The sequence below is a fragment of the Duganella vulcania genome, assembly GCF_009857655.1.
Classification (GTDB): Bacteria; Pseudomonadota; Gammaproteobacteria; order Burkholderiales; family Burkholderiaceae_D; genus Rugamonas; species Rugamonas vulcania.
In genome coordinates, this window is the sequence record NZ_WWCX01000022.1 from 1 (window position 1) to 12019 (window position 12019).

The following is a 12019-nucleotide window of genomic DNA, read 5'->3' on the forward strand; positions in this document are numbered from 1 at the left end:
GGCGGCGCCCGTGTACACCGGCACCGCGCCGCCATCGGCCAGCAGCGTCGACGGCCCCGGCGCGCTCTGCGTGGCGGCGCCGGTCAGCGCGGTGACGGTGTGGGTATGCGGCGGCAGATGGCCGGGCTGCAGGGTGACATTGGCCTCGCCGCCCTGCTCGCCCAGCTGATGTTCGCTCAGGTACGGCGAGGGGGAGCCGCCCACATGGAGGGGCATGCGCCCGCCCAGGTTGGGCAGGCAAAACGTGCTGGTGCCGTCGCCGCCATAGACCGTGCCCAGCACGGCGAACAGGGCCGTATATTGGCGTATCGCCAGCCGCTGTCCCTCGCACCGCAGCCAGCCCACAGGCTCGAAGCCATACGTGAACATGCGGATTTCGCCGATATATTGATCGCTCATGGAATTGTCCTGTCACCCGTAGGACGGGTAGATGCCCGTCAGCGCAATGATGAAATTAAGGCCCAGATACGGCGCCATATTGTTGTGGGGCTGGCCGCCGCCCACCCGCGCGATGGTGTCGGCCCGCAGGGCGGTGGTGCCGCCGCTGCCGCTCAGTCCGTAGACCGGGGCGCCGCCGGTGTTGGCGAAGGCGCCGGCGCCGCCCTGGGCGTAGGCCGGCGTGGCGCGGTCCTGGCTGGCCGGCAGCGCGTGGCTGTGGGCGCCCATGGTCTGCGCGGTCACCGCCACCGTTTCACTGCCGCCCGGCTGGCCCAGCAAAAAGGGGCGCGGGCCCGCGCCCTGGTTGGTGTGCAGGGGCACGCGCCCGCGCAGGTCCGGCAGCGCGAAGGTCTGCTGGCCATCGCCGCCGTACTGCGTCTGGAGCAGGGTGAACAAGGCGTCGTTCTGTGCGATTGGCAGCTCGCTGCCGTCGCAGAATGCCCAGCCCTGAGGGGCAAACTGTCCGGCAAACAGGCGGATTTCGCCGATAAATGGTTCACTCATGGAGTCGCTCAGTTTCGAGGTGGGAAAATGCCGGTCAACGCAATGGCGAAGGTCAGCGGCAGATAGGGCTGCATGTTCTCGTGCGGCAGATTGCTGCCGGCGACGCTCAGCGCGGCTGGCGCCAGCGCGGAATTGGCCGGTCCCATCAGGTCGCGGCCAAGGCGGCCCTTGGTGCCCAGCACCGCGTTGGCCGGTGCGCCGGTGACGGCCGGTGCGCCGCTGCCCAGCAGTGTGTGGGTGTGGGCCGGCATTTCAGCGTTGGTCAGCATATGCACGTCCTCGCCGCCGCTCTGGCCCAGCCAATAGGCCGCGCCGCTGACGTGCAAGGGGATGCGGCCGCGCAAGTCGGGCAGCGCAAAGGTGCGTATGCCGTCACCGCCGTAAGTCGTCCCCAGCAGGGAAAACAGTGCCGTATTCTGCTGGATGGCGAGTATCTGTCCATCGCACCTCGCCCAGCCGCGCGGCGCATAATTGAAGGCCATGATCCTGATTTCGCCCAGGTAGGGGTCCATATCGGGTTCCTAGTAAGGAGATGTGAAGGGCGCGCAGCGGCTGCCACGGCCTGGTTAATAAAAACGCAGCGTGACTCATTTGATAAGTCAATCTTGTCGATTATACAGGGCGAGTTGCCGTGAGAAAACAGTCCATTTGGACTGTTTGGCGCTCAGGCGGGGCGGGTGAAGCGGCGGCGGTAGGCGGCCGGCGTGGTCGCGGCCAGGCGGCGGAAGTGATGGCGCAGCGATTCCTCGGAACCGAAGCCGGCGCGCTCGGCGATCCGCGCCAGCGGCAGGTCGGGCTCTTCCAGCATGTCCTTGACCAGGGCGATGCGCTCGCGGATTAGCCATTCGACCGGGCCGAAACCGGTGGCCTGCTGGAACTGGCGCTGCAGGGTGCGCGGGCTCATCGCGGCGCGTGCGGCCATGCTGTCGACCGTGTGCGGCTGCGCCGGATGGCTGCGCAGCCAGTCCATCAGGCGCGACAGGCGGCCCTGCTCGCCGCGCGCCATCGGCCGCGGCAGGAACTGCGCCTGGCCGCCTTCGCGGTGCGGCGCCACCACCAGCCGCCGCGCCACCAGGTTGCCGACCTTGGCGCCATAATCCCGCCGCACCAGATGCAGCAGCATGTCGAGGCCGGCGGCCGATCCGGCGGCGGTGATGACCTGGCCGTTGTCCACGTACAGGTCGTCGGGCTGGACCTGGATTTGTGGATAACGTTGCGCCAGGCGGTCGGCGTAGCGCCAGTGGGTGGTGGCGCGCTGGCCGTCCAGCACGCCGGCGGCGGCCAGCACGAACACGCCCGAGCAGATCGAGCACAGGCGCGCCCCGCGCCGGTGGGCGGCGCGGATCGCCTCCAGCATGGCCGGCGGCGGCGGCTCGTCGGCGTCGCGCCAGCCGGGGATGACGATGGTGTCGGCGCGCTCCAGCAGCTCGGGCGCGTACGGCGCCTGCACGGTGATGCCGCCGGCCGCGCGGATCGGGCCGGGCTCGATGGCGCAGACCGCGAAGTCGTACCAGTCCACGTCCAGCTCGGGACGCTCCAGCGCGAACAGCTCGACCGTGCAGCCGAACTCGAAGGTGCACAGGCGGTCGTAGGCCAGTGCGACAACCAGGTGTTTTTTCATGGCGTGATCTTAACGCAGAATGGCTTGTGCGCCACTGCCGGCGATGCGGGCGGCGCCGCACAATGGCGTCACTGTCCACTCAATGAAGGAGATCACGATGTCCGCCAAGTCCCTCGTCGCCGCCATTCCCGCCGCCGCCAGTAGCGACGCGCTGGCCCGCTTTGAAGCGAGCTTCAGCCATGAAACCGACTGCTGGGACGTGCACGACACGCTGACCAACGGCCCGCGGGATTTCGTCCTGCTGGACGTGCGCGGCACGGAGAAGTATAAGGCCGGCCACGTGCCGGGCGCGCTGGACCTGGCGCACCGCAAGATCATCGGCTCCAGGCTGGCCGAGTTCCCGGCCGACACGCTGTTCGTCGTGTACTGCGCCGGCCCGCACTGCAACGGCGCCGCCCGCGCCGCCGTGCGCCTGGCGCGGCTGGGCCGTCCGGTCAAGCTGATGCCGGGCGGGATCACCGGCTGGCTGGACGAGGGCTTTGCGCTCGCAACCGCCTGAGCTTACAAGACTTCGATAAACCTCCCGGCTTTGAAATAGCCACTGGCCGCCCTGCCGTCGAGCTCACGGACCACCAGCTCGGGGTCGAGCGAATCGAGGCTGAAAATTGGCGTGCCGGGTTCCACATCGATATCGCCTGCGGCCTCGACCAGCATGATGGCGGTCCGCCTGCCCTCGCCGCGTGCCCGCACCAGTTGCCGGGCGGTCGGCATGCTCGACCGGATGACGATGCCGCCACGCGCGATATCGATCGGCCCGCTGGCCACGGCTGCCGCCCTTTTCGCGATACGCGCCATAAAGTTCCCCCTGCTCCAGTGGTTGAGCCGCCGAAGCAGCCATCACTGATAGACCTCGGCCGTACGCCGAAGTTCAGCGTTGCTTACCCGGCCAACGCATTTCGCTATACTGGGGTCTCCATCCGCAGGATATCCGGGAGTACTCGATGACCCTCAACGCCAGCCGGCCGCTTGCCGCTGCGCTGCTCGCTTGCCTGCTGGCCTCGGCGGGCTCTGCGCAGGCCGGCCAGTTGATCCGGCTGGGCTCGGACGACTGGTGTCCCTACGTGTGCGCGCTCGGCGGCAAGCCGCCCAGCGGCTATCTGGTGGAACTGGCGACGATGGCGATGGCTGCGGAAGGCTATCGGGTGGAGCCGGTGCTCATGCCGCTCAACCGCGCCATCACGCAGACGGTGCATGGCGATATCGAAGGCGTCTACGCCCCGCCGATCGACCGCCGCCTGCGCCTGAGCGCGCCCCTGGCGCAGTCGCGGGCCTGCTTCTACACGCGGGCCGGCGACGACTGGACTTTTCATTCCATCGCTTCGCTCAAGACGCAGGTGGTGGGCGTGATCGACGACTACGGCTACGACGACGGCCCGGTGGATGCCTATATCGCGGAAAACCGGGACCAGCACGACCGCATCGCGCTGGCCTTCGGCGCGTCGGCCGGCACCACCAATGTGCAGAAGCTATTGGGCGGACGCTACCGCGTGATCCTGGAACATGCCGCCGTCATGGCGCAACTGAGCAAGCGGCTCGACGTGGCGGGCCGCATCCGCCAGGCGGGCTGCCTCGACAACGAGCTGCCGCTGACCATCGGCTTTGCGGCGCAGGACATCCGCGCCGACACCTGGGTCCGCGCGCTGGCCGACGGCGTGCACAAGATGGACGCTTCCGGCGAGCTCAAGGCCCTGCAAAAGCGCTACAAGCTGAACTAGTCCGGCTGGCTTACATCGCCAGCGCTTTTTCCACCGCGCCCACCAGCTGCTTGTCCGAAGGCGTGACCTTGCTGCCGAAATTCTCCACCACCTTGCCGTTGCGGTCGATCAGGTATTTGTGGAAGTTCCAGGCCGGCGCCTTGCCGGTGATCTTGATCAAGTTGGCGAACAGCGGATTCGGTTCCTTGCCCGACACTACCGACTTGGCGAACATCGGGAACTTCACGCCGTAGGTGTTGTAGCAGAAGTCGGCGATTTCCTTGCTGCTGCCCGGCTCCTGCTGGCCGAAGTCGTTCGACGGGAAGCCCAGGATCACCAGGCCCTTGCTGCCGTACTTGGCGTACATTGCCTCCAGTCCTTCGTACTGGTTGGTGAAGCCGCAGTAGCTGGCCGTGTTGACCACCAAAATCACCTTGCCGGAATACTGGCACAGGTCCTGCGGCGATTCGTCCTGCAGGCGCTTGAAGGTCTGCTTGAGGATGGCCGGGCAGCTGGCGGGCGCGGCGGCCGCAGTGGCGGCTGGCGCGGCGGCAGGGGTTTGGGCGAAGGCGGAGGCGCTGGCCATCACGGTCAGCGCGGATACCAGGCATAACTGGGCAAGGGTCTTGGACATGATGGTCGGCGGGGAAAGGGAAAAAACCATTTTATGACAAACTCGGGCGGCCTGCTTGCCGAGGCTGTGGATAACCTTTCCCAGCCCCGCGCACGATTGAGCGAAATTAAGCGAAATCCGCCCTGCTGCTCCACACTGCATGCCAGACCTGACGCCACGTGAGGATGCCATGATGAAGCCGCTTTGCCTGCTGTGCCTGATGTGCCTGCTGTGCGTGGGACCGGCCGGCGCCGCCCCGGTGCAAACAGTCGCGCTGCCCAACATGACGGCCACCCAGGTCACCGTGTCCGGCCTGTCCTCTGGCGCCTACATGGCGGTGCAGTTCGAGGTGGCCTTCTCGCAGACGGTGCAGGGCGCCGGCATCGTCGCCGGCGGGCCATACTTCTGCTCGCAGGGCAGCGCGCTTATCGCCACCATCAGCTGCAGCTGCACCAGCGAGCTGTTCCCGTGCCGCGTGCACCCCGGCGGCACCCGCATCAATGAACTGATCGCCTTCACCGACTGGTTCGCCGGCGCGGGCGGCATCGACCCGCCCGCCGCCCTGGCCGGCCACCACATCTGGATGTTCTCCGGCAGCGCCGATACCGTCGTGCCGCAACCGGTGATGAACGACCTGTACTTCTACTATCGCCACTACATCGACGCCGACCACATCTCCTACACCCGCAACCTGCCGGCCGAGCACGCGATGCCGACCGACCAGTTCGGCAACAGCTGCGCCACGCTGGGCACGCCCTACATCAACAACTGCGGCTACGACGCGGCCGGCGAACTGCTGCGCTGGATCTACGGACCGCTCACGCCGCGCAACAACGGCGCGCTAAGCGGCCGCCTCATCGCCTTCGACCAGTCGGAATTCCTGCCGCTGCCGGGCTGGCACGGCATGGCGGAAACCGGCTACCTGTACGTGCCCAAGGCGTGCGACGCCAACAACGGCGCGGGTTGCCGCCTGCATGTGGCCTTCCACGGCTGCCAGCAGGACCTGGACGACATCGGCACCACCTTCGTCGAGCGCGCCGGCTACAACGCCTGGGCCGACAGCAACAAGATCGTGGTGCTGTATCCGCAGGCGTCGGCGATCTACCCCTACACCAATCCCAAGGCATGCTGGGACTGGTTCGCCTACGACGACCCGCGCTATGCGCAAAAGTCCGGCAACCAGATGGCGGCGGTCAAGCGCATGGTGGACCGGCTGACCGGCGTGGCGCCGGCCACCGTGCTGGTGCGGCGTTAAATCCCGCCCATGCAGATGTATTTGATGACCAGGAAATCGTCCAGCCCGTAGTGCGATCCCTCGCGTCCCAGGCCCGACTGCTTGACGCCGCCGAACGGCGCGATCTCGTTGGAGATCAGGCCGGTGTTGACGCCGACCATGCCGCTCTCCAGCCCTTCCGCCACGCGCCAGATGCGGCCGATGTCGCGCGAATAGAAGTAGCTGGCCAGCCCGAACTCCGTGCTGTTGGCCAGCTCCACCGCCTGCTCGTCGGTGGTGAAGCGGAACAGCGGCGCCAGCGGGCCGAAGGTTTCCTCGCTGGCGACGATCATGTCGCTGGTGACGTCGGCGATCACGGTCGGCTGGAAGAAGCTGTGGCCCAGCGCATGGCGCTTGCCGCCGGCCAGCAGGCGGCCGCCCTTGGCCAGCGCGTCGGCCACGTGCTGCTCGACCTTCTGCACCGCCTTGTCGTCGATCAGCGGGCCTTGCGTGACGCCCTCCTCCGCGCCGTTGCCGACCTTGAGCTTGGCCACGGCCGCCACCAGCTTCTCGGCGAACTGCTCGTACACGCCGTCCTGCACGTAGATGCGGTTGGCGCAGACGCAGGTCTGGCCGGCGTTGCGGTACTTGGAGGCCAGCGCGCCCTCCACCGCCGCATCGAGGTCGGCGTCGTCGAACACGATGAACGGCGCGTTGCCGCCCAATTCCAGCGACAGCTTCTTGATGGTCGGCGCGCACTGCTCCATCAGCAGGCGGCCCACCGCCGTCGAGCCGGTGAAGGTCAGCTTGCGCACGGTGGGGTTGGACGTCATCTCGCCACCGATCTCCTTCGGCGTGCCCGTCACCACGCTGAACACGCCGGCCGGCACGCCCGCGCGCTCGGCCAGCACGGCCAGCGCCAGCGCGCAGTAAGGCGTCGACTCGGCCGGCTTGAGCACCATCGGGCAGCCTGCCGCCAGCGCCGGGCCGACTTTGCGGGTGATCATCGCGATCGGGAAGTTCCACGGCGTGATGGCGGCGCACACGCCGATCGGCTCCTTGGTCACCAGCAGGCGGCGGTCCGCCCATGGTGAGGCCAGCGTCTCGCCGGCCACGCGCTTGGCTTCCTCGCCAAACCATTCGATGAAGGAAGCGCCATACGCCACCTCGCCGCGCGACTCGGCCAGCGGCTTGCCCTGTTCGGCCGTCATCAACTGCGCCAGGTCTTCGGTGTTCGCCAGGATCAGGTCATTCCACTTGCGCAGGATGGCGGCGCGCTCCTTGGCGCTCTTCTTGCGCCAGGCCGGCCAGGCCGCGTTGGCGGCAGCGATGGCGCGGCGCGTTTCGGCGGCGCCCATCAGCGGCACGGCGCCCAGCTGCTCGCCGGTGGCGGGATTGGTCACGGCCAGCGTGGCGCCGTTGTCGGCGTCGCTCCAGGCGCCGTCGATGTAGGCCTGCTGGCGCAGCAGGTTGGGATCTTTAAGCTGCAACATGGGTAAGCTCCTTTACTCCACGGTGAACGAGGATAAATCGGGATGCGGTTCGGGATAGGCCAGGTCCATCGCTTCCAGGGTCTCCAGCAGCAGGCTGGCCACCACCAGGTTGCGATGAGTCTTGGAATTGGCCGGCACCACGTACCACGGCGCGTGCGGCGCGTTGGTCTCGCGGATGGCGCGTTCGTAGGCGCGCTGGTAGTCGTCCCACTTGCTGCGCTGGTCGATGTCGGACGGGTTGAATTTCCACTGCTTGTCGGGATCGTCCAGCCGCTCCTGCAGGCGCTCGCGCTGTTCTTCCTTCGAGATGTGCAGGAATACCTTGACGATCACGGTGCCGGTCTCCGCCAGCATGCGTTCGAAATCGCGGATCTGCGCGTAGCGGCGCTTGCACTCGGCGCCGTCGATCATGCCCTGCACCTTGGTGATCAACACGTCTTCGTAGTGGCTGCGGTTGAAGATCGCGATCTCGCCCTTGACCGGCACTTGCTGGTGCACGCGCCACAGGTAATCGTGGGCCAGTTCGTTGTCGGTCGGCTTCTTGAAGGCGGCGGCGCGCACGCCCATCGGGCTGATGCCGCTGAACATGGCGCGTATCGTGCCGTCCTTGCCGGCGGTGTCCATGCCCTGCAGGATCAGCAGCACCTTCCGATCATGTTCGGCGTACAGCTTGTCCTGCAAGGCGTCGATGCGGGCGATCAGCGCGGCGGTGCGCTTCAGGTCCAGGGCCTTGGCTTTGGACTTGCTCAGTTCCGGGTTGGCGGAGAGGCTGGAAAATGCCGCGTCGTCTGCGTCGCTTTCACGCAGTTTCAGTTTGGCGGAGGCGCCGAAGCGCTGGCAGGCGTTATGTGTCATGGGATTAGCTTATCACTTTGCGGCAAGTGTGGCGGCACGGCAGCCCCACCACGCGGCTTCCTCGAATACCGAGAAGCCCGACAGGTCGGCGTGCGCGAACAGGATGGGGCCATCGGCCTCGCGCAGCGCCTTCATGCCGGCGTTGCTGCGGAAGTTGGGTCCCGGCGAGGCCATCGCGTGCCCGCGCAGCGTGATGTCGACCCGCTCGACGCAGGAGGCGAACTGCGATCCGTAGGCTTCCTTCAAATCGGCGCTGGCCAGCGCCAGCAGCTCCTCCGGCTTGGCGGCCTCCATCCAGCGGCGCGCGGCGCCGGGCTTGCGGTCCGACAGCGCGACGTAGGCACTGAACACGGTCTTTTCCGGCGGCTGCACGCGTATGTCCTGGTGGGTGGAGACGACGAAGCCCAGTCCCGGCTCGCTGTACACCACATTATCCCAGGACAGCGGCTGGCTGGGACGCTCGTCCGGAAAGCGCTTGAGCAGGAAGTTCGCCACCATCCACGGCGCGTACTGCGGCACGTGTTGGGCAGGATCGAAGCCGTAGGCGGCGATGTTCTCCACCACCCGCGCCGCCAAGTAGGTCGGCATCGCGCAGATGGCCTTGCGGGCGCGGACGATGTAGCTCGACGGCTGGCCGTTTTCCAGCTTGAAGCACAACGCTTCGACGCCGTCCGCCGTCTTCTTCAGCGACACCGCGGTGCCGGCCATGCGCTGCACGCCGGACGCGCGCTCGATGCCGGAAGCCAGCGGCTGCAGGCCTCCCGGCCAGGTGAGCCAGGCGCCATTGCCGGCGTTGGCGGCCTGGCCCCAGCGGCTGCAGTAATAATGCAGCCCGGCCCAGGCCGAAACCTGGTCGTAGCGCGTGCCGTAGTCGTCGCGGCAGCAGTAGTTCAGGTACCAGTGCAGCGTCGGCGATTTGTAGCCGTTCTGCTCCAGCCATTGTTTGAGCGTGATGCGGTCCAGCGCCTGCCACTGCGGGTCTTCCGACGACAGCACGGTGGGGAACACGAACACGCGGCGGCCGTCCGCGCCATGCGTCTGGCGCAGCCGGGTTACCTCGGCGAAGAAACGCGTGTGTTCCTCGCGCTCCCACTGCGGCACGCCGTCGGTGGGGATGAAGCCGTCCTGCCAGTGGCCGTTGAACAGCAGCCGCTCCTCCGGCCCGTGCAGGATGTAGCGCTCGTCGTAGTAGGGCTTCTCCGCCATCGGATCTTTTTGAATGATGCCCAGGTCGGCCAGGATCTCGCGCACATGCACCGATTCCGGCGACGGCAGCGGCAGGTAGTGCGCGCCGGTCGGATATTCGAGGTCGCCGAAGGCGCCGCCGGCGGCGTTGCCGTGCGGCTGCGGGCCGTCGATCATCAGCACGCCGGTCTTGCCGAGTTTTTTCAGCTTCCACGCGGCGGTCAGGCCGGCCACGCCGGAGCCGAGGATGGCGACATCGGTGTGGATAACTTTCGATGGCGGCGGCAAGGGGCGGCGCTCGCGCAGGAAGTGCCCCTCCGCGCGGCCCGGATAATGCACCGTTGGCGTGATCTCCTGCCAGCGGTGAAATCCCGCCACGCTGCCCGCCGCCACCACGCCGCTGGCGCCGGCCCATACCAGGAAGGAACGGCGCAGCATCAGCGTATCACCCGGCGCCAGTCCTGCTCGAACTCGTGCACCAGCGATTGCGTGTTGAGACGGTTCGGCTCCATCGGCAAGGCCTTCATGTCCGGCGGGAAGACGAACATCTCGCGCGTGGTATCGGCGTTCAGGTAGCGCATCGGCAGGCGGTATTCGGTGGGCGGCTTGTAGTCCGCCTGGGGCGTGGCGAGAATGAAGCCCCATTCGCCGAACGACGGCACGTAGGCGTGATATGGATAGGTCTTCAGGCCGACCTCGCGCAGCGTCGCGTCGATGGTCCAGTAGGCGTGCGGCGCGAAGAACGGCGACGTCGATTGCACCACCATCAAGCCGTTGGCGGCCAAATGCTTCTTCACCATGCCGTAGAACGGCACCGAATACAGCTTGCCCAGCGCGAAACTGGACGGATCGGGGAAATCGACGATGACGGCGTCGAACATGTCATCGTTGTGCTGCAACCAGATCGCCGCGTCGGCGTTGATGACGCGCACCCGCTTGTCGCTGAACGAGCCGTGATTGAGCTTGACCAGTTCCTCGCGCTTGGTGAAGGCGCCGGTCATGGCCGGATCGAGATCGACCAGCGTGACCTGCTCGATGTTCGGATAGCGCAGGATCTCGCGCAGCGCCAGGCCGTCGCCGCCGCCCAGCACCAGCACGCGCCGCGCCCAGGGCAGCGGTTGCAGCACCGGATGCACCAGCGCCTCGTGGTAGCGGTACTCGTCGCGCGAGGAGAATTGCAGGTTGCCATTGATGTACAGGCGCAGGTCGTCCTTCCAGCGCGTGATCACCAGCCGCTGGTACGGAGTGGTGGTGGCGTACACGATCTCGTCGCCGAACAGGCCATGCTCGCCCCAGTAGGTCATCTTGTCGGCGAAGGCGAAGCCGAACACCAGCACGCACATCACGCTGGCGGCGCGCAGCATGCGGCCGGTGACGTTCTTCAGCTCTGTGCGAAACGCGGTAATTGTCCACAGGGCGACGCCCACGTTCAGCATGCCGAACAGGAAGCCGGTGCGCACCAGCCCCAGGTACGGCGCCAGCACCAGCGGGAACAGCAGCGACACGGCCAGCGCGCCCAGGTAGTCGAAGGTCAGCACGCGGCTGACCAGCTCATTGAATTCGGTCTTGCGCTCGTTCAGCGCGCGCATCACCAGCGGCACCTCCATGCCGACGAAGGCGCCGATCAGGAACACCATCACGTACAGCAGCGTGCGGAACGGCGCCGCCATCCACGAGAAGGTCAGGAACAGCACGGCCGCCGACAGGCCGCCCACCAGGCCGACCGCCAGCTCGATGTCCACAAAGCGCGCCAGCACATCCTCATCCCTGACATACTTGGAAAAGTGCGCGCCAACGCCCATGGCGAACAGGTAGCAGCCGATAATGGTGGAAAATTGCAGGATCGAGTCGCCCAGCAGGTAGCTGGACAAGGCGCCGGCGATCAGTTCGTAGGCAAGGCCGCAGGAGGCGACAACGAAGACGGACAGGATGAGAATCTTTTTGGTCATTTAGCTATTTTTGCACTAATATGTTTGAGCGTTAGCAAGTTAACCACTTTAACCCAAGGTGCGCCGTGCCCGCCATTCAAAACTACCTTATTCATCTTTTACTGGCTGCAGTGCTGCTGGCGGTCTTTTTCAAAGCCTACACGTGGATGACGCCTTTCGACGAGGTGCTGCTGATACGGCAGGGGAATTTCGCCGCGGCGCTATCGCTGGGCGGGGCCTTGATAGGTTTTTCCATCACCATCGCTTCGGCGCTGGTGCATACTGCCGATTACCGCGAGTTCTCCGGCTGGGCGCTCGGCGCGATGGTGGTGCAGATGCTGGCCTATGCCATCACCACGCGCGCGCTGAACATGGCGAAGGACCAGATCGAGGGTAACAACGCGGCCTTCGGCGGCTTGCTGGGCGCGATCTCCATTTCCATCGGCGCCATCAACGGCGCCTGCATTTCCTAATC

The 12019-nt window shown here is 66.4% G+C and carries 14 protein-coding genes; 4 read left to right on the top strand and 10 right to left on the bottom strand.

Annotation, left to right across the window (positions count from 1 at the left end; all coding sequences use genetic code 11):
• From GTP90_RS14610 to ftrA, 4 genes are all read right to left on the bottom strand, one after another.
• The coding region (locus GTP90_RS14610; RefSeq protein WP_161084240.1) for a phage tail protein at positions 1 to 399 on the bottom strand (399 nt) is incomplete at its 3' end.
• A 12-nt stretch (positions 400 to 411) separates the two neighbouring features.
• Positions 412 to 942, bottom strand: a complete 531-nt coding sequence (locus GTP90_RS14615; protein WP_161084241.1) for a phage tail protein — start codon at positions 940 to 942, stop codon at positions 412 to 414.
• 8 nt (positions 943 to 950) lie between these two features.
• Positions 951 to 1454: a phage tail protein gene (locus GTP90_RS14620; protein ID WP_161084242.1), complete on the bottom strand. Its 504-nt coding sequence runs from the start codon at positions 1452 to 1454 to the stop codon at positions 951 to 953.
• A gap of 152 nt (positions 1455 to 1606) precedes the next feature.
• A complete protein-coding gene (gene ftrA / locus GTP90_RS14625) occupies positions 1607 to 2563 on the bottom strand; it encodes a transcriptional regulator FtrA (protein ID WP_161084243.1) in 957 nt (318 codons plus the stop codon).
• A gap of 97 nt (positions 2564 to 2660) precedes the next feature.
• Here ftrA and GTP90_RS14630 point away from each other — a divergent pair, with 97 nt between their 5' ends.
• A complete protein-coding gene (locus GTP90_RS14630) occupies positions 2661 to 3062 on the top strand; it encodes a rhodanese-like domain-containing protein (protein WP_161084244.1) in 402 nt (133 codons plus the stop codon).
• 2 nt (positions 3063 to 3064) lie between these two features.
• On the opposite strand, the gene GTP90_RS14635 is transcribed toward GTP90_RS14630, so the two are convergent.
• Positions 3065 to 3358 carry a hypothetical protein gene (locus tag GTP90_RS14635; RefSeq protein ID WP_161084245.1) on the bottom strand — a complete coding sequence of 98 codons (294 nt, stop codon included), beginning with the start codon at positions 3356 to 3358 and terminating at the stop codon, positions 3065 to 3067.
• 146 nt (positions 3359 to 3504) lie between these two features.
• Here GTP90_RS14635 and GTP90_RS14640 point away from each other — a divergent pair, with 146 nt between their 5' ends.
• Positions 3505 to 4278 (top strand): substrate-binding periplasmic protein, encoded by a 774-nt coding sequence (locus GTP90_RS14640; protein ID WP_161084246.1) that lies wholly within the window; start codon positions 3505 to 3507, stop codon positions 4276 to 4278.
• Positions 4279 to 4288: 10 nt separating this feature from the next.
• On the opposite strand, the gene GTP90_RS14645 is transcribed toward GTP90_RS14640, so the two are convergent.
• Positions 4289 to 4891 (bottom strand): glutathione peroxidase, encoded by a 603-nt coding sequence (locus GTP90_RS14645; RefSeq protein ID WP_161084247.1) that lies wholly within the window; start codon positions 4889 to 4891, stop codon positions 4289 to 4291.
• Between the two features lie 169 nt (positions 4892 to 5060).
• On the opposite strand from GTP90_RS14645, the gene GTP90_RS14650 reads away from it, so the two are divergent.
• Positions 5061 to 6125 (top strand): extracellular catalytic domain type 2 short-chain-length polyhydroxyalkanoate depolymerase, encoded by a 1065-nt coding sequence (locus GTP90_RS14650; protein ID WP_254451868.1) that lies wholly within the window; start codon positions 5061 to 5063, stop codon positions 6123 to 6125.
• Here GTP90_RS14650 and GTP90_RS14655 read toward each other — a convergent pair.
• The 4 genes from GTP90_RS14655 to GTP90_RS14670 are packed head-to-tail and all read right to left on the bottom strand — an operon-like array spanning position 6122 to position 11565.
• Entirely contained in the window at positions 6122 to 7576 is a 1455-nt protein-coding gene (locus GTP90_RS14655; RefSeq protein WP_161084248.1) for an NAD-dependent succinate-semialdehyde dehydrogenase, read from the bottom strand. The genes GTP90_RS14650 and GTP90_RS14655 overlap by 4 nt on opposite strands.
• Positions 7577 to 7588: 12 nt before the next feature.
• Positions 7589 to 8431 carry a polyphosphate kinase 2 family protein gene (locus GTP90_RS14660; RefSeq protein WP_161084249.1) on the bottom strand — a complete coding sequence of 281 codons (843 nt, stop codon included), beginning with the start codon at positions 8429 to 8431 and terminating at the stop codon, positions 7589 to 7591.
• Positions 8432 to 8443: 12 nt separating this feature from the next.
• Positions 8444 to 10054, bottom strand: a complete 1611-nt coding sequence (locus tag GTP90_RS14665) for an NAD(P)-binding protein (RefSeq protein WP_161084250.1) — start codon at positions 10052 to 10054, stop codon at positions 8444 to 8446.
• Positions 10054 to 11565 (bottom strand): polyamine aminopropyltransferase, encoded by a 1512-nt coding sequence (locus tag GTP90_RS14670; RefSeq protein WP_161084251.1) that lies wholly within the window; start codon positions 11563 to 11565, stop codon positions 10054 to 10056. Before GTP90_RS14670 ends, GTP90_RS14665 begins: the two co-directional genes overlap by 1 nt.
• Positions 11566 to 11630: 65 nt before the next feature.
• Here GTP90_RS14670 and GTP90_RS14675 point away from each other — a divergent pair, with 65 nt between their 5' ends.
• On the top strand, positions 11631 to 12017 hold the full coding sequence (locus tag GTP90_RS14675) for a DUF350 domain-containing protein (RefSeq protein WP_161084252.1): 387 nt from the start codon (positions 11631 to 11633) through the stop codon (positions 12015 to 12017).
• Positions 12018 to 12019 lie beyond the last annotated feature (2 nt).